Source organism: Desulfofundulus sp., assembly GCF_049701015.1.
Taxonomy (GTDB): domain Bacteria; phylum Bacillota; class Desulfotomaculia; order Desulfotomaculales; family Desulfovirgulaceae; genus Desulfofundulus.
Window position 1 is genome coordinate 1 of the sequence record NZ_JBNATZ010000006.1, and the last position, 21,418, is coordinate 21,418.

Genomic DNA, 21,418 nt, shown 5'->3' on the forward strand with positions numbered 1-21,418 from the left:
CTATGAAGCAATATAAGGCAGTATATTTTGCTGCTGTAGGCGGTGCGGCGGCCTTGCTTGCCCGGGCCATAAAATCGTGCCGGGTAGTGGCCTACCCGGAGCTCGGCCCTGAGGCTATTCATGAACTGGTAGTGGAGGATTTTCCTGTTATTGTGGTTAATGATGTCCTGGGTGCTGACTTATATGAAGAAGGAATCAAAATATATGCCGGTCGGTAACGGCTGGTAGTTACCTTAATTATACAAGTTTGACACTAAAAAGCGCTTTGAACTGAAGGAGGAAAAATTGTGAAACTCTATGAATATATGGGCAAGGAGCTCTTCGCCCGTTACGGTTTAACAGTACCCCGGGGTAAGATGGTTACCTCTCCGGATGAAGCGGCGGCGGTGGCAGCGGAAATAGGGGCACCGGTGGTAATCAAATCCCAGGTGCTTTCTGGTAAGCGTGGCAAAGGGGGGGGGATTAAGTTCGCCGATACCCCCGAACAGGCTCGCGAGGCAGCTTCGCAGGTTTTGGGTATGACTGTTCAGGGTCTCAAAGTCGAAATGGTTCTGGTTGAAGAAAAACTGGCCATCGATCATGAGTTTTATGTGGCCATTACTGTAGATGGAGCAGTCAAAGCTCCGGTTTTAATTGCTTCCGCTCGGGGAGGCATGGATATTGAAGATGTGCCAGATGAATTTATCGTTAAGGAACACCTGGATGTATACCTGGGTGTTCAGCCCTACCTGTGCCGTGAAGTTTGCCGCCGGCTGGGTCTTTCAGGTGTGACAGCCAGGGAATTTGCCCGTTTGTTGCCTATTCTCTATCGCATTTTCAGGGAGAAGGATGCAGAACTGGTAGAGATCAATCCACTGGTTCTGAGCGGTGAAAAGTTAATTGCGGCTGATGCGAAGGTGACTATTGATGATGAGGCGTTGTACCGGCAAAAGGATCTGCCTTTGGTGGATGACCGTACCGAGGCGGAACGCCAGGCTCATGCGTTAGGGCTTTCATATGTCCAGCTTGATGGGAATATTGCTGTCATGGCTAACGGTGCTGGTATTACTATGGGTACACTGGATATCATTCAGCACTATGGTGGTGCACCGGCCAATTTCCTGGATGCCGGTGGCGGTACCGGTATGGAGGCTACAGCCAAGGCGTTGGAAATTCTTCTCTCCACCAATCCCAGGGTTATCTTTATTAACATCTTTGGAGGTATTACCCGGTGTGATGATGTTGCAAGAGCTCTGGTCAAGGTGAAGCAGGAGAAGGGGATTAATGTTCCGGTAGTTATTCGTTTAGTTGGTACCAACGAAGAAGAAGGTGTACGTATCCTCAGGGAAAATGGTATTGAAGCCTACAGGGTTATGCATGAAGCTGCGGCCAAGGCTGTAGAACTGGCCAGGACACAGGCTTAAAGATATCTTTCGATCAGGGAGAAGGAAGGAGCGGTCAAGGAGTGGCCATTATAATTGATGAAAAAACCAATGTGCTGGTTCAGGGGATCACGGGTAACCAGGGTACGTTTCATACCAGGCAGATGCTTGCCTATGGGACCAGGATTGTCGCAGGGGTTTCCCCGGGTAAAGGCGGCCAGGTGGTAGAAGGGGTTCCTGTTTATGATACCGTAGCTGCTGCTATGGAAAACCATCAAGTTGATGCTTCCGTTCTTTTTATCCCTGCTCCCTTTGCAAAGGACGCCGCTTTTGAAGCTATTTCTGCCGGGGTACGGGTTGTAGTCATTATCACCGAACATATTCCCGTTCATGATGAGCTGGAGATCATCGCTTTTGCCCGGCGACGGGGTACAATAGTGATTGGTCCCAATACTTTTGGCATTGTTTCTTCGGGGCGTTGTAAGATTGGTATCCCACCAAACCAGTTCTTCGTACCGGGACATATTGGTGTGGTGGCACGTAGTGGCACCCTTACCTATGAAATCGTGGCAAATCTTACTGCAAATGGTTTGGGACAGTCGACTGTAGTCGGGTTGGGCGGTGACCGGGTGGTTGGCCTGTCTTTTGTCGATGTGTTGGAAAAGTTTGAGAAGGACCCGGAGACCAGGGCTGTGGTACTGGTAGGCGAGATTGGGGGGAATGCTGAGGAAGAGGCTTCCCTGTTCATTAAGAAAATGACCAAGCCAGTGGTGGCATATATTGCCGGGAAAAGCGCTCCTCCCGGTAAACGCATGGGCCATGCCGGCGCTATCATTGAGAGGGGTAAGGGTACCTTTGAGGGTAAGGTACAGGCACTTACGGCTGCTGGTGCACGGGTTGCTACGTTACCTTTTGAGGTGCCGGGGTTGATTAAGGAAGCTTTAGGCTAGTCAAGGGGGGAAATGGATGTTCGAAAAGGATAAGCTGGAAAACATCCGTCTGGCGGCCAAAGAATACCGGGAACGGCTGCAAGCCCAGGTTAAAAAAAGACCGGAGAGACAGGCCGAATTTGTTACTGATTCAGGCATTGAGATCAAGACTTTGTATACTCCCGAGGATATAGCTGATCTCGATTACGAACGTGATCTTGGCTTTCCTGGTTCTTACCCCTTCACCCGGGGAGTACAGCCCAATATGTACCGGGGCCGGTTATGGACTATGCGCCAGTATGCCGGTTTCGGTACCGCTGAGGAAACCAATGCCCGTTTCCGCTACCTGCTGGAGCAGGGGCAGACTGGTTTGAGCGTGGCCTTTGACCTGCCCACTCAAATTGGTTATGATTCGGATCATCCCCTGGCCAGGGGTGAGGTCGGTAAGGTAGGAGTAGCAATTGACTCCCTGGAGGACATGGAAACTCTCTTCGAGGGTATTCCCCTGGACAAGGTGAGTACCTCCATGACCATTAATTCCCCGGCTGCGATCCTCCTGGCCATGTATATTGCCGTGGCGGAAAAGCAGGGAGTTACTCCCGATAAGCTTAACGGAACCATTCAAAATGATATCTTGAAAGAATACATCGCGCGAGGAACTTATATTTTCCCACCCGGTCCGTCAATGCGCTTGATTACCGATATTTTTGCCTATTGTTCCAAGAATGTTCCCAACTGGAATACTATCAGCATCAGCGGTTATCACATCCGTGAGGCCGGCTCCACTGCGGTGCAGGAGGTTGCCTTCACTCTTGCCGATGGGATTGCCTATGTTCAGGCAGCTATTGATGCCGGCCTGAATGTGGACGATTTTGCTCCCCGCCTGTCTTTCTTCTTTAATGCTCACCTTAACTTTTTCGAGGAAATTGCCAAGTTCCGGGCTGCCAGGCGTCTTTGGGCCAGGATCATGAAGGAGCGCTTTGGTGCCAGGAATCCCCGCTCCTGGATGTTGCGCTTCCATACCCAAACTGCCGGTTGCAGTCTTACGGCCCAGCAACCCATGGTGAACATCATGCGCACAGCCTTTGAGGCCCTGAGCGCAGTGCTCGGTGGTACTCAATCACTGCATACGAATTCTTATGACGAAGCCCTGGCCCTGCCGAGTGACGAGTCAGTGCTTATTGCCCTGCGGACCCAGCAGGTGATTGGCTATGAGATTGGTGTTGCCGATACGGTTGATCCCCTGGGTGGTTCATACTATATTGAAAGTCTGACCAATGAGATCGAAGAAAAGGCTATGGCCTATATTAAGAAGATCGACGAACTTGGTGGTGCTCCTGAGGCCATTGAGTTTATGCAGAAAGAGATTAAAGACAGCGCCTATCGTTATCAGATGGATATCGAAAGTGGGAAGAAAGTAGTTATTGGTATCAATAAGTTCCAGATGAGTTATGAAAAGCCCAAGAACTTATTAAAGGTGGATCCGGCAGTAGCGGAACGCCAGACAGCCAGGCTGCGGGCATTGAAGGCTCGTCGGGATAACCAGAAAGTTAAACAGGTTTTAAGTAACCTGCGGGAAGCGGCATCCACGAAGGAGAACCTGATGCCATTGTTCATTGAGGCTGTGAAAGCTTATGCCACTCTGGGGGAAATCTGTGATACCCTGCGGGAAGTCTTTGGCGAATATCGTCAGCAAATTGTCTTTTGAGGCAAGGAGGGGAGATAGATGAGTGAACGGCCTATTCGGGTCCTGGTGGCCAAACCGGGGCTAGATGGCCATGACCGGGGAGCCAAAGTTATTGCTCAGGCTCTACGGGATGCCGGAATGGAAGTTATTTATACCGGTTTGCGGCAGACTCCCGAACAAATTGTGGAAGCGGCTCTTCAGGAAGATGTGCAGGTGGTAGGCTTGAGCATCCTCTCCGGCGCGCACATGCACCTCTTCCCGGCGGTGGTGGATGGGTTGCGGGCTCAGGGAGCTGATGACATACTGGTGGTAGGTGGGGGGATCATACCTGATGAGGACATCCCTCTCTTAAAGGAAGCTGGAATCGCGGAAATTTTTGGCCCCGGTACCCCCACAACAGAGATTGTTCGCTTTATCCGGGAGGAAGTGGCGAAGAGGAGCCAGAAAGAGGGGGGAAAACAGTGATCGGGATCAAAAAAATCGATCACATCGGTATTGCTGTTAAGGATCTGGCCAGAGCCATCGAGTTTTATGAAGGCCTTTTAGGGTTGAAAGTAACTGATACCGAAGTCGTGGAAGAGCAGAAGGTAAAAGTTGCTTTCTTGCCTACCGGTGATAGTGAAGTGGAACTTCTGGAATCCACGACTCCTGACGGCCCTATTGCACGTTTTATTGAGAAAAATGGTGAAGGTATCCAGCATATTGCCTTCCGGGTGGAAAATCTCGAGCAGGCACTTGAGGAATTAAAAGCCAAAGGTGTGCGACTCATTGATGAAAAACCCCGGCGGGGTGCAGGAGGGGCCAGGATTGCTTTTCTTCACCCAAAGTCCACCTTTGGTACGCTGGTGGAGCTGTGCGAGCGTGACAATTAAAAAGGGAGGGGAAGCCATTGGGTATGCATGAAAAGCTTGAACAACTGGGCAAGTTGCGCGAGCAAATCCATGCAGGCGGTGGGCCAAAACGCATAGAAAAGCAGCACGAGGCCGGTAAGAAAACTGCCCGGGAACGGATTGAAATGTTCTTTGATCCCGGTACATTCGTTGAAATAAATACATTTGCCGGTGATCCCGATATTTCCAACCTTAAAAACCCGGGAGAGGGTGTTGTTACTGGTTACGGTAAAGTTGACGGGCGAAAAGTATACATCTTTGCCCAGGACTTTACAGTAGCAGGTGGTTCCCTGGGGCGCATTCATGCCGCCAAGATCTGTCATGTGCTGGATCTGGCCATGAAGACTGGTGCTCCCGTTGTGGGTCTGAATGATTCCGGTGGAGCACGCATTCAGGAGGGCGTGGATGCCCTCAACGGGTACGGTGAGATCTTCTTCCGGAACACTATTGCTTCCGGAGTGATCCCCCAGATTTCCGTGATCATGGGACCATGTGCGGGAGGAGCGGTTTATTCCCCCGCGTTGACTGACTTCATTTTTATGGTCCAGGGCACAAGCCAGATGTTTATTACGGGACCTCAGGTGATCAAGGCGGTTACCGGTGAAGAGGTAACCATGGAGGCTCTGGGTGGAGCAGTCACCCATAACCAGACCAGCGGCGTAGCCCACTTTATGGCCCCTGACGAAGAAACCTGCCTGCAAATGGTTCGCCTTTTGTTGAGTTACCTGCCTTCCAACAACCTGGAAGAACCTCCTCTATATGCTCCCCAGGAGCCTGCGGGTGACCCGGACGAATTGCTACAAATCATACCGGACAACCCGAATATGTCCTACGACGTGCGCAAAATAATTACTCTTATTGTGGATGGCGGGCAGTTTTTTGAAGTGCAGCCTCTTTATGCACGCAACGCGGTAATTGGGTTTGCCCGGATAAATGGCCAGGCGGTTGGGATAGTAGCCAACCAGCCTGATTATCTCGCCGGCTGTCTGGATATCAATGCTTCTGATAAGATTAGCCGTTTTGTACGGTTCTGTGATTGCTTTAACCTTCCCTTGATCACCTTTATGGACGTACCCGGTTTTCTCCCTGGAACGGCCCAGGAATATGGTGGGATTATCCGGCATGGGGCGAAGATGCTCTATGCTTACTCGGAGGCCACGGTACCCAAGATTACCATCATTTTGAGAAAAGCTTACGGCGGAGCCTACCTGGCTATGTGCAGTAGTTCCCTGCGGGCCGATGCCGTCTTTGCCTGGCCTACCGCTGAAATTGCCGTGATGGGGCCTGAGGGAGCTGTTAATATCATCTACAGGAAAGAAATTGCCGAGGCGGAAAACCCCATAGAAATGCGGGCCAGGTTGACTGCCGAGTACAGGGAGAAGTTTGCTAACCCCTATGTAGCCAGCGCGAGGGGATATATTGAGGATGTAATTGACCCCAGAGATACTCGAGCGCGTATTATCGTGACTCTGGACTCGCTGGCCGGCAAGAGGGAAACGAGACCCCGTAAGAAGCATGGGAATATGCCGGTATAATTCAAAAAGGGGGAGTTCTGATGGCTTTAAACAAAACAGTAACATCTTTGAATGTACGTCCCCAGGTTGTGGCGGCGATTGCTGCCGCCCTGGCGGCTTCCGGTTATTTAAGTGCAGGCGGTCAGATCTGTTCAATTCGCCCCCTGAAACGGGTTAACGCCTGGAAAATGGCTGGCCTGCGTGAACTTATGCTCGGACGGGATCTAAGCATTTACTAGAAACAGGAGGGAAGGCAATGAGGAAATTCAAAGTAGTGGTTAATGGTGAACCATTTGAAGTTCAAGTACAGGAAATTCAAGAGGCAGCTGCTCCGCCAGGTGTTAAGCTGCTTCAAAGTCGCCCTGTTGCTCCCCCTGCACCACCGGCCCAGGTTGTACCTCCACCGGCGGCGACTGCTACCCCTGCACAGGCACCGGTTGCTGCTCCTGCCGCTCCTCAACCGGCTGCTCCGGCTGGAGCAGGGACGGTTACTGCTCCCATGCCCGGGAATATTAATGCGGTTAAAGTTAAAGTGGGTGACCAGGTGAAAGTTGGGGATCCCCTGGTAATCCTGGAAGCCATGAAAATGGAAAACGAAATTACTGCTCCGGTTGCTGGAACAGTGAAAGAAGTACGGGTGAAACCTGGGCAAACGGTAAATAACGGCGATGTGCTGGTAATTATAGGCTGATCATAAAAGTTTCAGGGAGGGACCAGTTTTGAAAAGAAAAAAAATAACCATTGTCGGGGCTGGCAATGTGGGTGCTACATGTGCTCACTGGGCTGCGTCCAAGGAACTGGGTGATATAGTACTCATTGATGTCGTGGAGGGAATTCCTCAGGGTAAAGCCCTGGACCTGATGGAAGCTGCACCGGTTGAAGGCTTTGATGCTATAATTACCGGTACCAACAGCTATGAAGATACCAGGGATTCGGATGTTGTGGTGATTACCGCTGGTATTGCCCGTAAGCCGGGAATGAGCCGGGATGACCTTCTGGCCACCAATTGCAAGATCGTCCAATCAGTTACGGAACAAGTGGTAAAATATTCCCCGAACGCCTATCTTATTGTCGTAACTAATCCTCTGGATGTGATGGCCTATGTGGCTTTAAAAGCCAGCGGTTTTCCACCAAACAGAGTATTCGGTATGTCCGGTGTTCTGGATTCCGCGCGATTCCGCACCTTTGTAGCACTGGAACTCGGCATTTCTTTTGAGGATGTTACTACCTTTGTAATGGGCGGTCATGGAGATGATATGGTACCTCTGGTTCGTTATACTTACGCCGGGGGTATTCCCATTGAAAAGCTGATTCCCGCAGAACGCATTGCAGCCATGGTTGAACGGACACGTAAAGGTGGCGCTGAAATTGTCAACTATTTGAAGACCGGTAGTGCCTTCTATGCTCCCGGTGCCTCCGTGGTTCAAATGGTGGAAGCCGTCTTAAAAGATAAAAAGCGGATTTTACCTGTGGCAGCCTATCTGCAAGGGGAATACGGTTACCATGATATTTATATGGGAGTACCTGCAATTATTGGTGGGGGTGGCGTGGAGAAGGTCCTGGAGATCGAGTTGACACCTGAAGAAAAGGCCGCCCTGGATAAGTCCGCAAACTCCGTACGCAAGTTGATGGAGGTATTGCGGCAGCTTTAAAATTTGTGGGAGGGGAGGATAGAAATGACTGAGCCACGCAAGGTAAAAATAACCGACACCACCCTGCGAGATGGCCATCAGTCCCTGCTGGCCACCCGCATGCGTATAGAACACATGTTGCCTATTTGCGAGAAACTTGACCAGGTAGGCTTTCATTCCCTGGAAGTATGGGGTGGAGCCACCTTTGACGCGTGTATGCGCTTTCTAAATGAAGACCCGTGGGAGCGCTTGCGGGTCCTGCGTCGCCATCTGAAGACCCCATTGCAAATGCTCCTGCGGGGGCAAAACGTTGTGGGTTATAAACACTATCCGGATGACGTGCTTACCGAATTTATTAAAAAGACGGTTTACAACGGTTTGGATATCTTCCGTATTTTCGATGCCCTGAATGACGTACGCAACATGCAGAAGGCCATCGAAGTAGTCAAACAGGAAGGCGCTCATGCTCAGGCGACGGTGGTATATACCATCAGCCCGGTACACGACCTGGAGTACTATGTAAAAACGGCTAAGATATTGGAAGAGATGGGTGCGGATTCCATTTGCCTTAAGGATATGGCTGGAATCCTTGCTCCCCAACCGGCATATGAAATTATCAAAGAGTGGAAATCAGTATTGAAGATACCCGTGCAGCTCCACTGCCATTATACCAGTGGTATGGCCTCCATGGCTTACCTGCGGGCCATTGATGCAGGTGTGGATGTTATTGACTGTGCCATATCCACCATGGCATTGCAGACCTCCCAGCCAGCTACTGAAACCATGGTGGCCGCTCTGCAGGGGACTCCTTATGATACGGGGCTGGACCTGAAGCTGCTTTCGGAAATTGCAGAATATTTTAAAGAGGTACGCAAGCATTATAAGGAATTTGATGTTGCCTCACCAAACGTGGATGTTAACGTCATGATTTATCAAATTCCCGGTGGTATGATGTCCAATTTTATTTCCCAGCTCAGCCAGCAAAACGCTCTGCACCGGTTGCCCGAAGTGCTGGAGGAATTGCCCCGCGTGCGGAAAGAGTTTGGATACCCGCCTCTGGTGACTCCATCAAGCCAGATCGTGGGTACGCAGGCCGTCCTTAATGTTTTGTTGGGCCGTTATAAGCTGCCTACCAACGAAGTTAAACAGTATATGCGCGGATATTATGGTCAGCCGCCAGCTCCGGTGGATGAGGAAGTGCGCAGGATGATAATAGGTGACGAAAAGCCCATCACCTGTCGGCCTGCGGACTTGTTGGAGCCAGGCCTACCTGCGGCCAGGAAGGAAGCGGCTCCTTATATGCAGAAGGAAGAGGATGTCCTTTCGGTTGCTCTATTCCCTCAGGTTGCACCCCAGTTTCTGAAAGAGCGTCTTGCCAAAAAGCTAAAAGTTGACCTGGAACTGGCTGCTCAGGGTAGTGAATTCTACCCAGCTTAAAGAACAGTTTAGCGAACTGAAGCGTCAGCGATATGCTGGCGCTTTTTTTGTATTCAGTCTTCAGTAGAGAGGAAAACTTAATTTCCAATTAACATAAATTTAACCTGTTACTAACCGGAGGATAACTTACCCATAACAGTCCTTGTCTAAAATGTTCTTGGTAAAAGTAATGCAGCCCCTTGTAAGGTTGCTTAATATAGAGTTTTCATTTAAAAAAAGGGGGATTGAATATTGGGTAGTAGGGCGAAGTGGATGCTGGTGCTGGCTGCAGTGCTGGTAGTGGCCCTGGCTGGTTGCGGTCAGGAGCAAAAGCAGGGAGGACAAGCAGAGATTGCAGGTAACCTTACGGCACTTGGTTCTACAGCCCTGCAGCCGCTGGTGGAACAGGCTGCCGCCCAGTTCATGGCTAAAAATCCCAGGGCACAGATCGTAGTTCAGGGTGGTGGCAGCGGTACCGGCCTGAGCCAGGTTGCCTCAGGTGCGGCGGATATCGGCAACTCCGATATTTTTGCTGAAGAAAAGAGCGGCCTTGATGCCTCCCAGTTAGTGGATCACAAGGTGTGTGTGGTAGGGATGGCCGCCGTGGTCAACCGCGGCGTGACGGTGGACAACCTGACCAGACAGCAGTTGGTGGATATCTTTACGGGCAAGATTACCAACTGGAAGGAAGTTGGCGGGCCAGACCAAAAAATTGTGGTCATCCACCGGCCCAAGGGTTCCGGCACCCGCGCTACCTTCAAGAAATATGCCCTGGGTGGCATGGAAGACAGCGCCCCCGGTATGGAGCAGGACTCCTCCGGCACCGTGCGCAAGATGGTTGCCGAAACGCCGGGTGCCATATCTTACCTGGCACTGTCTTACATTGACAATAGTGTTAAAGCACTCAAACTTGACGGTGTGGAACCGACTGTACAAAACATTGCCAATGGGAAGTATCCCGTGTGGGCTTACGAGCACATGTACACCAAAGGTGAACCTGCCGGTTTAAAGAAGGCTTTCCTGGATTACATGCATAGCGAAGAGGTACAGGGACAGCTGGTGGAAAAGATGGGTTACATTCCAATCACCAGGATGCAGGTAGAACGGGATGCCCAGGGTAATGTAACCAGGAAATGAGATCCGGGAGGTCAGCCTCGGACGGTGGCGGGGCAGCCGGCGGTTATTGAACCCAGCATTTTGCCTCGCTGCCTTTCGTGTTGTATTTAAGGGGGAGGTAGTTATGCACACGGGATTTTCCCCGGCCGCCGATTTAAACGGTATCTACCGGGCCATAGATAAAAGACACATTAAAGAGCGCAAAAGATGCGGGGAGATTTTGGGCCGCTCAGCTGCCTTTCTGGCAGCGGCACTGGTAGTGGTACTCACTGTGTCCATTATTTATTTCATTGGGAGTAGAGGGCTGGCCACTTTTACGGTTCACGGAGTTAGGATTGGCGACTTCCTTCTCAGCACTCAATGGTGGCCCGACCGGCCTTTTGAGAAAGGTGGCCCTGCTGTCGGCTCATTAACTTTCATTTTGGGTTCCCTCCTGGTTTCCCTTCTGGCGGTGGCCGTAAGCGCGCCCTTAAGCGTCATTGTGGCTGTTTTCATGGTGGAAATTGCACCCGTATGGGGACAGAGAGTATTGCAACCTGCCATTGAGATTCTCGCCGGCATACCCTCGGTGGTTTACGGTTATGTTGGTTTAAGCCTGCTGGTACCTTTTATCCGCAATTATCTGGGTGGGGAAGGGTTTTCCGTCCTGGCCGGTTTTATTGTTCTTTCGATCATGATCCTGCCCACCATTATTAGCGTATCTACCGATAGTTTAAGAACCCTGCCGCTTCAATGGAAGGAAGCGGCGCTGGCTCTGGGCTCTACCCGCTGGCAGACCATCCGCCTGGTACTGGTCCCTGCGGCCCGCCCAGGTTTAATCACGGCCATCATATTGGGTCTGGCCCGGGCCTTTGGTGAGGCTCTGGCTGTACAAATGGTCATTGGCAATACCCGGACCATTCCCCATTCTCTGCTAGATCCAACGATTACTTTGACCAGCGCCATTACTATGGATATGGGGTATACAATCATGGGTTCTCTATGGAACAGCGCCCTGTGGTCCATGGGCTTGATTCTCCTGCTCATGTCCTTCCTGTTTATTGTGGTTATTCGGGTGGTCGTGCGGGGAGGGATGGTTGGATGAATCCCCGGTTGGCGGATCGCCTGGCTACCATCATGTTTTGGATGGGTGCCGCTGTGGTTCTGGCTATTTTAGCTTTGCTTTTAGGCTATATTCTCTGGCACGGCATCCTGGTCATCGATTGGCGTTTTCTGACCACACCCCCCCAGACCATTGCAGCTGGCGGCGGGGTGGGACCACAAATTTTCAATTCCTTTTACTTGCTCCTGTTAACCATGTTCATTACTATCCCCCTCGGTTTGTTGGCAGGTATTTACCTGGCCGAATACGCTGGCAAGGGGCGTGTTACCGAATACATCCGCCTGTCAATCGAAACCCTGACTTCATTGCCTTCCATTGTGGTAGGCTTGTTTGGCCTTCTTATCTTTGTCAATATGACAGGATGGGGGTATAGCTTAATGTCCGGGGCGCTTGCCCTGGCGGTGATTAACTTGCCGCTGATGGTGCGGATTTCCGAAGAATCCATTCGCAGCGTCCCCCCTGAGCTAAGGGAGGCAAGCCTGGCCCTGGGGGCCACCCGCTGGGAAACCATGTGGCGGGTGATTTTGCCTACCGCCTTTCCCGGTCTCGTTACAGGGGCTATTATTGCCGCCGGCAGGGTTTTTGGAGAGGCTGCCGCCCTGCTATATACTGCCGGCATGAGCAGTCCCATTCTAAATTTTTCAGATCTTAATCCCTGGAGTCCGGCTTCACCTCTGAACCCCTTCCGGCCGGCCGAGACCCTGGCGGTGCATATCTGGAAAATCAATTCCGAAGCCCTGATCCCTGATGTACGCCGGGTTGCCGACGGTTCGGCTGCTGTGCTCATTCTGGTTGTATTGCTTTTCAATATCTGTGCCCGCTGGTTGGGCCAGCGCATCTATCGTCGCTTGACTGCCATGTAATTTTGATAATACATTACAGGGATGTTGAAAAAAGTTTGGCAAAACTCGCTAAAAGTTCATAAACAATTAACCTTGGGTTAATTAAAACTTCCCAGTAGGTTAATAAAGGAACGTTATAATAGAAGCCAGGAGGTGAGGCCTTTTGGTTAAGATTTTGCGAGATGGTAATTCCCTTTGCGTGAGCGGTATTGTGGTGAACCACCATTTTAAGAAATTGCAAAGAGAAGTGGAAGAAGTGGCCCGGGAAGAAGGGTACATTGTCCTGGATTTGCGTGAGCTGGAGTTTATTGATGAGCCGGGAGTATGCCAGCTTTTTAGATTCATTGATCAATTCTCTCAACGAGGTATCCAGGTGGAACTGGTCAATGCCCAGGACAAGGTTCTTTCCAAGTTTCTTGCGGTGGGAGCCCGTCTCTGGTTGAACGAGCAATTGTTTACTAAGGTGGGGTAATAATTCCCATCCTTCCTTAATAGAATAAATGAGAATTAAGGTGGGATCAAGTTTTCCCCCGTGTGTGCTGATTAATTCTTTTAAAATCAGGTTATGATAATAGAGCGCTTACGGGGGAGGGCTTGTGCCGCTGGTGATTAGTTCTTCAACGTGGTCCATAGCCAAGCGATTCTTAGCCGTTGCTGCCCCCCTGCAAAACCTGGTGGATCGCGGGGGTATTACACACACCTTTTGCAATCAGCAGGCTTTAGATATCTTAGAGCAGGATGGTTTGCAAGAACAGGCCCGATTATTGCGCAAACACCTTGTGACATTCAACCAGGGTACACTCTGGGCAGACCGGGGATGGAAGTGCTTCGCTCATTACCTGGACCCTCATTCGGGCCGAGGTCTGGGATGCTGGCCTGATGCTGCTGGTGAGTGTGAAGAGTATTTTCAGCATGCGCTTTTCTACTGGCATAAAGGAAGAAAGGATCTGGCTATTTTCTACCTTGGAGTAGCTGCTCACCTGGTGCAGGATTTATGTGTTCCTCATCATGCGTGTGGCATTGCTTTTAACGGACACCAGCGATATGAAGCCTGGGTACAGAATCACTGTGGCCTGTTCAGAATTAGCCGCGGTGGTTACTACCAGGTTGCCTCCCATGCAGGCGACTGGGTATATACCAATGCGCGTGTGGCCAGGGATTATTACCCCCGGGTGAACACCGATTATCAAGAAACCACTCGTGTGCTGTTGGGTTTGGCTCAGCGTACAACTGCTGGCTTTGTAGCTCATTTTTTGAGTCAGGTTACGTAAAGTACATTATCTCCAAAACGTAACCTCAAATATGGATTCACAGGGGCTGCGTATGCGGTCTCTTCTTTTTTTAGGGGGGTAGGGGAGAACTAAGAGGAAAGGAAATTGTTTACATAATGTATGTATTTTGTGTCTGTACTTTTATAGTAGCTCCATTCGCACATCCAGCAGTTCCACCGTTCTCAGGTCCTCAATAAAACGTATTACTGCTGAGAGGGTCTGGTGAACATGGGCACTATCGTTACTGACAAAAGATACCCCTATAGTAGAGAGGTGCCAGGTATCCTGTTTACCTACTTCGGCTATGGAAACGTTGTAGCGGGCCTTTACCTTATCAAGCAAGCTTTTTAACACCCGGCGCTTGCTTTTTAGAGAATCAGCCTCACTTACACGCAACTCTATGACCAGTATACCTACAATCAAGACGCTTTCCCCCTGCATACAGGCTGCCTAGATGGTGTTGATTTCTTTTGCAGTTTTGCTTACCGCTCGTATGTTCTTTCCCTTCAGCTCGGCCAGCAACATCCCAATCAGGATCAAAATGCAACCGATGACCTGACGCGGCATGAGTATTTCACCTACCATAAAATAGGCGCTTAAAGCGGCAAATACGGGTTCCATGGTAAATATGATCGCCGTGTGGGTAGCGGAGGTGAAACGTTGGACGCTGTTTTGAATCAGAAAGGCCAGGGCGGTGGCCGGTATAGCTGTCAGTAGCAGCGCTAGCCATACCGGGTGGTTCAAATGTTCCGGCCAGGTTTCGGTAAACATCCCACAAATAAAACTGGTTGCAGAAACAACCCCGATCTGGATTAAGGTTAGCATGGGAGTATGCAGGGAACGGGCGTAGTGTCCTACCATGACTATATGTAATGCAAAGCAAACGGCACAACAGAAAACCAGCAAATCTCCGTAGTTAAAACTTAATTTTCTTCCGAGGGATAGCAGCCCCATGCCTGTGGCAGACAGGACCACGCCGGTAACAGCGAAAATACCGGGTGTTTTCCCGGTGAATAGTGAATTGATAACAGGTACCAGCACTACAGAGAGACCGGTAATAAAACCGGCGTTGGATGCGGTAGTATACTGTAAACCTACGGTTTGAAAGGCATAACCTCCAAATAAAGCTATTCCAATAATACAACCCGCCTTCAAGGTTTTGGGGTCCAGATTTTTCAGTTGACGGTGATAAATCGCGGCCAAAAAAAGAAAGGCCAGCAGGAAACGAATACCAAGGAAGTAATAAGGCCCTATAGAAGAAAGGGCATTTTGAACTACGACAAATGTAACACCCCAGATAAAAGTAACTCCCAGTAAAGCGAGATCGGCCTTCGACTGTAAAGTCAAACAATCCACCTCCATATCCACATTTTATTGTCTCACGGCTTTTCAGAGCTGTCAACTGTGCCACCCTGACAGGTCAGGGCAGTTTGCCGGTAGCCAAGCAGCTGGTAGCGGAAAGCGGAAAAAAGTAACATAAAAAAGGGGGACGCTTTAAATTTTTTATGCAGGATTTTGGCGTTTTAAAGCGAAAGAGTAATGTCTATGGCCAAATAAAGAGGGGGTGTTACCAGGATCTGGAGTTACTTTTACTAAGGAACACTTACCAAGAACTTTTGGGATTCTGGTGCCAGTACACAATGTAGGAGGTAGGAAGTCGTGTTGAGATCCTTAAAAATAATAGTAATTATGCTGGCTGTTCTGCTCCTGGCCGTAGCAGGTTGTGGCGGGCAACAGGTAAGAGATACCAGCAGTAAGCAGAATGGTTCCCAGGTCGGGAGTGGGCAGCAGACAACTGGCAAACAGAAGGTACTTGTGGCTTCTGATGTGGCCTATGCGCCCTTCGAGTTTCAAGACCCCAACTCTGGCCAATATGTGGGATTTGACATGGACTTGATAAAGGCTATTGCCGAAGTCAATAACTGGGATTATGAAATTCGGAGTATGAATTTTGACGGCATTGTACCCGCTTTACAGAGTGCCAGCGTGGATATGGCTATTTCAGCCATTACCATTACCGATAAACGCAAAGAACAGGTTAATTTCTCTCTGCCATATTACCAGTCCGGTCAGTGTGTGGCAGTGAAAGCAGATAACAACACCATCAAGGGTTTTGAAGATCTCTCAGGCAAAAAAATAGGGGTACAGATCGCCACCACGGGGGCGGACGAGGCACGCAAGATTCCAGGTGCCAAAATCACCGATTATAACACCATTAACGAAGCCTTTATGGCTTTGAAGAATGGCAACATCGATGCGGTGGTAAATGATTACCCGGTAACCCTCTATTTTATACAGCAGGGAAATAAAGACGTTAAAATTGTAGGTGGCCTTCGTACCAGTGAATTCTACGGCATTGCGGTACCCAAGAGCAAGCCTGATATTCTGGAAAAGGTAAACAGTGCTCTTAAGACTTTGAAGGAAAACGGCAAGTATGCCGAGATCTACAAAAAGTGGTTTGGCAAAGAGCCTCCCGATTTTCTGCCCGGTGAGCCTTCATCCAACTAAGTAGGGGACGGGGCAAATATGCGTAACACTTCTGTGTTGCGCATATTTGCCTGTTAGTGGTTATCTATAGGGAGAGTGAAGTCTTTTGCAAACAGTGATCCATTCATTACCTGTTTTATTACTTGGAGCTGTCAAGACATTGCAGATTACGGCCATTTCCGTGTTTATAGGGTGCATCCTTGGTCTAATTGCCGGCTTGTCGCGGCTCTCTTTGAATCGCTTTTTAAGTTTTCTGGCTACTTGTTATGTAGACTTCTTTCGGGGCACCCCATTACTGGTTCAAATTGTAATTATTTATTTTGGTATTCCCCAGATCTTAAGAGATTTTCAGGATTACCTCGTTCATACTTACGGAATTACCCCAGTATTTGAAAATATACCTGTTTTTCTTGCAGCAGTGATTGCCTGCAGTCTAAATAGCGGGGCCTATATAGCCGAGATTTTCCGGGCTGGTGTTCAATCTATTGAGAAGGGCCAGATGGAAGCAGCTCGCTCTTTAGGTATGACCCATGGACAGGCCATGCGCTATGTTATTCTCCCCCAGGCGTTTAAACGAGTGATCCCACCTCTGGGCAACGAGTTTATCGCTATGCTTAAAGATACTTCACTTTTATCAGTTATCGGTTTTGAAGAGTTATTCCGCCGTGGCCAGCTCATTGTGGGGGCTACTTACCAGGCCTTTCAAATATATCTTACTGTAGCCTTTATATATCTTGTTATGGTCGTTTCATTCTCACGGTTGGTGGATTACCTGGAAAGGAGGCTTAAGACGGGTGATTAAGGTTTCAAACTTGTACAAGCGCTTTGGACACCTGGAGGTCTTGAAGGGAGTCAACTGTCATGTGGCTCCTCAGGAGGTGGTGGTGGTTATTGGACCGAGCGGATCGGGGAAAAGCACATTTTTACGTTGCCTGAATCTCCTGGAGCGACCCACGGCTGGAGAAGTGGTGGTGGATGGGGTCAATCTTATGGATCCCAAAACAGACATAAATAAGGTCCGCCAGGAAGTAGGTATGGTTTTCCAGCGCTTTAACCTCTTCCCCCATAAGACGGCTCTTGAGAACATCACCCTGGCCCCCATAAAAGTGAGGGGGATGACGAAACACGAGGCGGAAGAGATTGCATATAACCTCCTGGCCAAAGTTGGTTTAAGTGATAAAGCTCTTGCCTACCCGGATCAGCTATCGGGGGGGCAACAGCAGAGGGTGGCGATTGCCAGGGCACTGGCCATGCGTCCAAAAGTTATGCTTTTCGATGAACCTACGTCGGCCCTGGATCCTGAGATGGTCGGTGAGGTACTCTCTGTTATGAAAGACCTGGCCCGGGAGGGTATGACCATGGTGGTGGTTACACACGAAATGGGGTTTGCACGTGAGGTCGGAGACCGGGTATTATTTATGGATGAAGGGTATATTCTGGAAGAAGGGACTCCGGAGCAAGTTTTCAATAACCCCCGGAATGAGCGCTTGAAAGTATTCCTGAGTAAAATTCTATGAAAAATTCCCGTGAAGAGTACCTCTAAAGAATCCTGAAATAGGTTCCTATAATAAGTATTATGTAAACCTACTAAACCAATCAACCCCGGCTATTAGGTAGGTTAACCTTTAGCAGGTAGCAGGCACAGCTAGCAGACAGGGAATTCTTAAAATTTGCTTTCAAAATCTCTCTCCTTGCAATATAATTCCTGTTAGATAGAAAAAGAAAAAATTAGAAAAGCCGGTTCAGGAGGTTTTTGGTTATGCGTATTTTAACTGTAGTGCGTACTGTATTGCTGAGTTTATTGCTTTTTATAGCCATATTGTTCGCCGGTTGTTCCCGGAATACTGCGGAGGTTGACCGGGATCAAGTTCATGGAGCATCTAGTATGCAGGATCAGCGTTTTAAGATTGTTTATGAGCATCCAGAGACTAAATATCTGGGTGGTTTTACTGTCCTGCGGGATAATGTCACTGGTCAAGAATACTTGATTATTACCGGATTGAATGGCGCTCCTACCGTCGTTCCACTACAAAGATCAGGGACAACAGGTCAGTCCGCAGGTTTAAGTACTACCCGTTAAAAACTGCCTTTTTCCCAGAAGAGCATGATACTCTCCAATCAAATTCAATGCTGCCTGGCGTGACGAAAGTAATTGTGCGTTTTCTCTCGCGCGGCTGGCCATCTTTTGATGCAGGTCATCATCTGTGATTAGCATTTTTATTTTCTCTATAAAAAGTTCCTTATTTTCAGGAGTCAAAAAGCCATCTTCTCCATCTCTCACCATCTCACAGGTACCAAATGCTTTAAGAGCCACTACTGGAAGTCCTGCAGCTTTTGCTTCAGCCAGTACCAACCCCTGCGTTTCGGTTTTTGATGAAAACACAAAAAGATCTGCTCCATGATAACAATTGATTACTTCTGTTCTGTTTAACGTGTCGGTAAAAATAACGTGCTTTTCTATTCCGAGTTGGGCGGTCATTCTTTGTAAATTGAGTTTTTCCGGGCCTCCACCTACCAGGACCAGTTTTAAAGCTTGGAATTCCCCGAGAAGGTCAGCAAAGGCAGATATTAAAAAACCAATGTTTTTTTCCTGTCCCAGCCGTCCTACGAAAAGAAGAATCTTTTCCTGTACTCCGATGCCATATTTCTTGCGCAGCCAGTTCCTATCTCCCCGGGCGAACTCCTCAAGATTAATACCTGTAGGAATTACTTTTATTTTTGAACGAACCCCCATTCTTTTCAAATGTTCCTCAATAATAGCCGTAGGCGCAACTACCAGATCACAGCGGTTACAGAAGTCTCGACAGAAACGTCTTGTCAACTCTCTCGTGATACTCCTGGCAAAAGGTACGTAGTGGACATATTGATCGTAAAGAGTGTGAAAAGTAAAAACCAGGGGGATGCCCATTTTATGGGCATAACGGGCTCCTACTCGACCCAGCAAAAACGGTGAATGGACGTGTATTATATCAGGTTGCCACTGATTAATGATGGGTTTCAGGCGGAGAGAAAAAGGAACCGCCAGAGTGAAATCCCGGTTCGTTGGAGCAGGAACGGAAGGAAAGCGAAAAACGTGCTTTTCTCTGGAGCAATTAGGGTAATTGGGGGCAAAAATATAGATTTCATGTCCCATCCTGGTTAGCTCTGAGGTAAAAGTATCTATCGAACGTACCACGCCACTGGTATATGGACGGTAACTATCTGTAAAAATACCGATTTTCAAAACCCCCACCCCTTTTAATGTTTAAACATTATATTTCCATTATACCATATTTGTTATCTGGTTATCGCCATGGTGGTTGGAGGACTTTCTTCTGTGGGGATATCGTGGGTCTTTGATTTTTTCCTCCCAATGGTAATCAGCAGCAACAATACGCCAACCTGCTATGGTTTTATGTAAACTAAAGTATCCTGTTCCTTTTTGCAATTGACCTGTAACCAGATCTGTATTTAAGAGTGTTGCGCTTGCTATTGCTTTTTGTGATGTCAAATATCTAACGGAAATGCTGGTAACGGTAGTCTTGCAATACCAATCGGTTGGCCGCTTTATAAAATTCCATGTTCGCTCCGTGACTTTGGATAGCAAGGGTTCGCTATAATACTTACTGAGTTTGTTCTTGACTTCAGAAAAGCTTCGTGCCTGCCACCACGAATTGTCTTCAACTGAACTTTTAATGAGATAGCATATTTCATTTTGTTGGTTTGTATTGGCTGCTAACTGTTCCCCTCCCGGTCCCGGCAAGAACAAGATCAGAATTGTCATAAGGACGTACCAGACTTTCACCCTTTTCCCCTCCCCATTTTTCCCTTACAATAGTATACGACTAGCAGGTAAATACATCCTTGTAAAATCCAGGGAAAATATGGAGAAGGGAAAAATTATTTTTTACCCGGTATATAAAAAAAGTTGCCTGGTAGGCAACCTTAATACTCTTAATAATTGAAAGCAAAACCTTTCTTTTAAAATAAATATTAAAGACCGCGAGCATAATCCGGACGCAAGGGAATTCGCCCCGGGTTCCTTAAAGCTTCTTCCAGTATCCCGATGAGCTTCTCCCGGTCCCTCTTTAATGTGCCTCTCAAGGGCAGGTAATTGGATGCGTGATTGCAACGAAAAATGCAGTTATCCACTTCAAGGTCTTCCAGCAGCCATTTTAGCTCTTGTAGTGTTTCTTCGGGATTCAACAGGGAAAACTTACCATCCATTACCTGCCTATAAAGTGGGGTATTGGGTACCACGATTAAAGTTAATGCTGCTAAATAGGTGGGGTTGATGGCGTTGATTGCACTGGCGGTTGCCCGGGCATGTTCTCGAGAAAGTTCCCTTCCACCTAGACCCGTAATCACAGTTACAGAAAGCTCGAATCCAGCATCCAGTGCGCGCCGGCATGCGCGCACCATCTCCGCAGCATTAACCCCTTTATGCATTCTTTCCAATACCAGGTCGCTTCCGCTCTCTACTCCCACGTAGAGCAACGTCAGACCAGCTTTTCGCAACTCTTGCAGCTCTTCCGGTTCTTTTCCAAGGAGATCCAGGGGGCCGGCGTAACAGGAGACACGTTCCAGTTTGGGAAAAGTACGAAAAAGGTGCTGCAACAACTTTAAAAGCTCAGGGGTATCCATGGTGAGGGCGTTACCGTCAGCCAGAAAGATCCGCTGAACTTCAGGGTAAAAACAAGCCACTTCCCTGGTATCTGCTATGATTTCCGTGAGGGATCGACGACGGAATCTCTTACCCTTATACATGCCGCAAAAGGCACAGGCATTATGGGAGCAACCCACGGTAACCTGTAAAATCAGACTATTGGCTTCACTGGGTGGCCGGAAAAGAGGTGGTTCATATCGCATTTCCCTTCCCCCTGCTCATGGTTGAGATTTGTCATGTCTGGGGTTGGCCGCCACTTGCTTAATTGCATTGGTAATAGCCGCAATTACCTGTGCTTTTCCGCTCATCTGATCAAAATTAACTTTTGTAAAAATCGTACCCTCATCGGATACCACATAATGAGGTGGTAATTGGTTTAAGGCCAGAGCCGTTATATCTTCCTGACAGCGGGTGCAGGTGCAGGTTTCGGGGTTATTTTTTTTATATTCTTTCAATACTTCTGGTAAAAACCGTTGTACCACGACTTCAGTGTAGTTGTGTATCATAAAATGGCTCTCCTTCCTTCT

General features: G+C 48.8%; 26 protein-coding genes. 20 read left to right on the forward strand and 6 right to left on the reverse strand.

Annotation, left to right across the window (positions count from 1 at the left end; translation table 11 throughout):
* From ACPLUI_RS00860 to ACPLUI_RS00935, 16 genes are all read left to right on the forward strand, one after another.
* A partial coding sequence (locus ACPLUI_RS00860) for a fumarate hydratase C-terminal domain-containing protein (protein ID WP_424658378.1) occupies positions 1-218 on the forward strand: 218 nt, incomplete at its 5' end.
* A gap of 69 nt (positions 219-287) precedes the next feature.
* Positions 288-1,403, forward strand: coding sequence for an ADP-forming succinate--CoA ligase subunit beta (gene sucC / locus ACPLUI_RS00865; protein WP_424658379.1), 1,116 nt, complete (start codon positions 288-290; stop codon positions 1,401-1,403).
* 41 nt (positions 1,404-1,444) lie between these two features.
* On the forward strand, positions 1,445-2,311 hold the full coding sequence (sucD, locus tag ACPLUI_RS00870) for a succinate--CoA ligase subunit alpha (RefSeq protein ID WP_424658380.1): 867 nt from the start codon (positions 1,445-1,447) through the stop codon (positions 2,309-2,311).
* 16 nt (positions 2,312-2,327) lie between these two features.
* Complete coding sequence (locus ACPLUI_RS00875) at positions 2,328-3,998, forward strand: acyl-CoA mutase large subunit family protein (RefSeq protein ID WP_424658381.1); 1,671 nt, start codon at positions 2,328-2,330, stop codon at positions 3,996-3,998.
* 18 nt (positions 3,999-4,016) lie between these two features.
* On the forward strand, positions 4,017-4,442 hold the full coding sequence (locus ACPLUI_RS00880; RefSeq protein WP_424658382.1) for a cobalamin B12-binding domain-containing protein: 426 nt from the start codon (positions 4,017-4,019) through the stop codon (positions 4,440-4,442).
* Positions 4,439-4,849, forward strand: a complete 411-nt coding sequence (mce, locus tag ACPLUI_RS00885) for a methylmalonyl-CoA epimerase (protein WP_424658383.1) — start codon at positions 4,439-4,441, stop codon at positions 4,847-4,849. The genes ACPLUI_RS00880 and mce overlap by 4 nt, the downstream gene beginning before the upstream one ends.
* A 17-nt stretch (positions 4,850-4,866) precedes the next feature.
* Positions 4,867-6,402 carry an acyl-CoA carboxylase subunit beta gene (locus ACPLUI_RS00890; RefSeq protein WP_424658384.1) on the forward strand — a complete coding sequence of 512 codons (1,536 nt, stop codon included), beginning with the start codon at positions 4,867-4,869 and terminating at the stop codon, positions 6,400-6,402.
* A 20-nt stretch (positions 6,403-6,422) separates the two neighbouring features.
* Positions 6,423-6,620, forward strand: a complete 198-nt coding sequence (locus tag ACPLUI_RS00895) for a hypothetical protein (protein ID WP_424658385.1) — start codon at positions 6,423-6,425, stop codon at positions 6,618-6,620.
* Positions 6,621-6,637: 17 nt separating this feature from the next.
* A complete protein-coding gene (locus ACPLUI_RS00900; RefSeq protein WP_424658386.1) occupies positions 6,638-7,072 on the forward strand; it encodes a biotin/lipoyl-containing protein in 435 nt (144 codons plus the stop codon).
* A gap of 28 nt (positions 7,073-7,100) precedes the next feature.
* Entirely contained in the window at positions 7,101-8,033 is a 933-nt protein-coding gene (gene mdh, locus ACPLUI_RS00905) for a malate dehydrogenase (protein ID WP_424658387.1), read from the forward strand.
* 24 nt (positions 8,034-8,057) lie between these two features.
* Positions 8,058-9,449 carry an oxaloacetate decarboxylase subunit alpha gene (locus ACPLUI_RS00910; RefSeq protein WP_424658388.1) on the forward strand — a complete coding sequence of 464 codons (1,392 nt, stop codon included), beginning with the start codon at positions 8,058-8,060 and terminating at the stop codon, positions 9,447-9,449.
* A 252-nt stretch (positions 9,450-9,701) separates the two neighbouring features.
* A complete protein-coding gene (locus ACPLUI_RS00915; RefSeq protein WP_424658409.1) occupies positions 9,702-10,565 on the forward strand; it encodes a phosphate ABC transporter substrate-binding protein in 864 nt (287 codons plus the stop codon).
* Positions 10,566-10,668: 103 nt separating this feature from the next.
* Positions 10,669-11,628 (forward strand): phosphate ABC transporter permease subunit PstC, encoded by a 960-nt coding sequence (gene pstC, locus ACPLUI_RS00920; protein WP_424658389.1) that lies wholly within the window; start codon positions 10,669-10,671, stop codon positions 11,626-11,628.
* On the forward strand, positions 11,625-12,509 hold the full coding sequence (gene pstA, locus ACPLUI_RS00925; RefSeq protein ID WP_424658390.1) for a phosphate ABC transporter permease PstA: 885 nt from the start codon (positions 11,625-11,627) through the stop codon (positions 12,507-12,509). The genes pstC and pstA overlap by 4 nt, the downstream gene beginning before the upstream one ends.
* A gap of 142 nt (positions 12,510-12,651) precedes the next feature.
* Positions 12,652-12,960, forward strand: coding sequence for an STAS domain-containing protein (locus ACPLUI_RS00930; RefSeq protein WP_424658391.1), 309 nt, complete (start codon positions 12,652-12,654; stop codon positions 12,958-12,960).
* Between the two features lie 124 nt (positions 12,961-13,084).
* Entirely contained in the window at positions 13,085-13,759 is a 675-nt protein-coding gene (locus ACPLUI_RS00935) for a zinc dependent phospholipase C family protein (RefSeq protein WP_424658392.1), read from the forward strand.
* Positions 13,760-13,900: 141 nt separating this feature from the next.
* Here the strand turns inward: ACPLUI_RS00935 and ACPLUI_RS00940 are convergent, their stop codons facing one another.
* The gene (locus ACPLUI_RS00940; protein ID WP_424658393.1) at positions 13,901-14,182 is read right to left on the reverse strand and encodes a DUF503 domain-containing protein; all 282 of its coding nucleotides are present in this window, start codon (positions 14,180-14,182) and stop codon (positions 13,901-13,903) included.
* A 27-nt stretch (positions 14,183-14,209) separates the two neighbouring features.
* Positions 14,210-15,106, reverse strand: a complete 897-nt coding sequence (locus ACPLUI_RS00945; protein ID WP_424658394.1) for a DMT family transporter — start codon at positions 15,104-15,106, stop codon at positions 14,210-14,212.
* A 312-nt stretch (positions 15,107-15,418) separates the two neighbouring features.
* On the opposite strand from ACPLUI_RS00945, the gene ACPLUI_RS00950 reads away from it, so the two are divergent.
* From ACPLUI_RS00950 to ACPLUI_RS00965, 4 genes are all read left to right on the forward strand, one after another.
* Positions 15,419-16,267 (forward strand): basic amino acid ABC transporter substrate-binding protein, encoded by an 849-nt coding sequence (locus tag ACPLUI_RS00950; protein WP_424658395.1) that lies wholly within the window; start codon positions 15,419-15,421, stop codon positions 16,265-16,267.
* A gap of 85 nt (positions 16,268-16,352) precedes the next feature.
* Positions 16,353-17,048 (forward strand): amino acid ABC transporter permease, encoded by a 696-nt coding sequence (locus tag ACPLUI_RS00955; RefSeq protein ID WP_424658396.1) that lies wholly within the window; start codon positions 16,353-16,355, stop codon positions 17,046-17,048.
* Positions 17,041-17,763, forward strand: a complete 723-nt coding sequence (locus ACPLUI_RS00960; RefSeq protein WP_424658397.1) for an amino acid ABC transporter ATP-binding protein — start codon at positions 17,041-17,043, stop codon at positions 17,761-17,763. Before ACPLUI_RS00955 ends, ACPLUI_RS00960 begins: the two co-directional genes overlap by 8 nt.
* A gap of 242 nt (positions 17,764-18,005) precedes the next feature.
* Positions 18,006-18,326 (forward strand): hypothetical protein, encoded by a 321-nt coding sequence (locus ACPLUI_RS00965; protein ID WP_424658398.1) that lies wholly within the window; start codon positions 18,006-18,008, stop codon positions 18,324-18,326.
* Here ACPLUI_RS00965 and ACPLUI_RS00970 read toward each other — a convergent pair.
* The 4 genes from ACPLUI_RS00970 to ACPLUI_RS00985 form a co-directional block, all read right to left on the reverse strand.
* A complete protein-coding gene (locus ACPLUI_RS00970; RefSeq protein ID WP_424658399.1) occupies positions 18,309-19,469 on the reverse strand; it encodes a glycosyltransferase family 4 protein in 1,161 nt (386 codons plus the stop codon). The two genes, ACPLUI_RS00965 and ACPLUI_RS00970, sit on opposite strands and share 18 nt — an antisense overlap.
* Before the next feature lie 39 nt (positions 19,470-19,508).
* Positions 19,509-20,030 carry a hypothetical protein gene (locus ACPLUI_RS00975; protein WP_424658400.1) on the reverse strand — a complete coding sequence of 174 codons (522 nt, stop codon included), beginning with the start codon at positions 20,028-20,030 and terminating at the stop codon, positions 19,509-19,511.
* Between the two features lie 188 nt (positions 20,031-20,218).
* Positions 20,219-21,094, reverse strand: a complete 876-nt coding sequence (locus ACPLUI_RS00980) for a B12-binding domain-containing radical SAM protein (protein WP_424658401.1) — start codon at positions 21,092-21,094, stop codon at positions 20,219-20,221.
* Between the two features lie 15 nt (positions 21,095-21,109).
* Complete coding sequence (locus ACPLUI_RS00985; RefSeq protein WP_424658402.1) at positions 21,110-21,397, reverse strand: late competence development ComFB family protein; 288 nt, start codon at positions 21,395-21,397, stop codon at positions 21,110-21,112.
* Positions 21,398-21,418 lie beyond the last annotated feature (21 nt).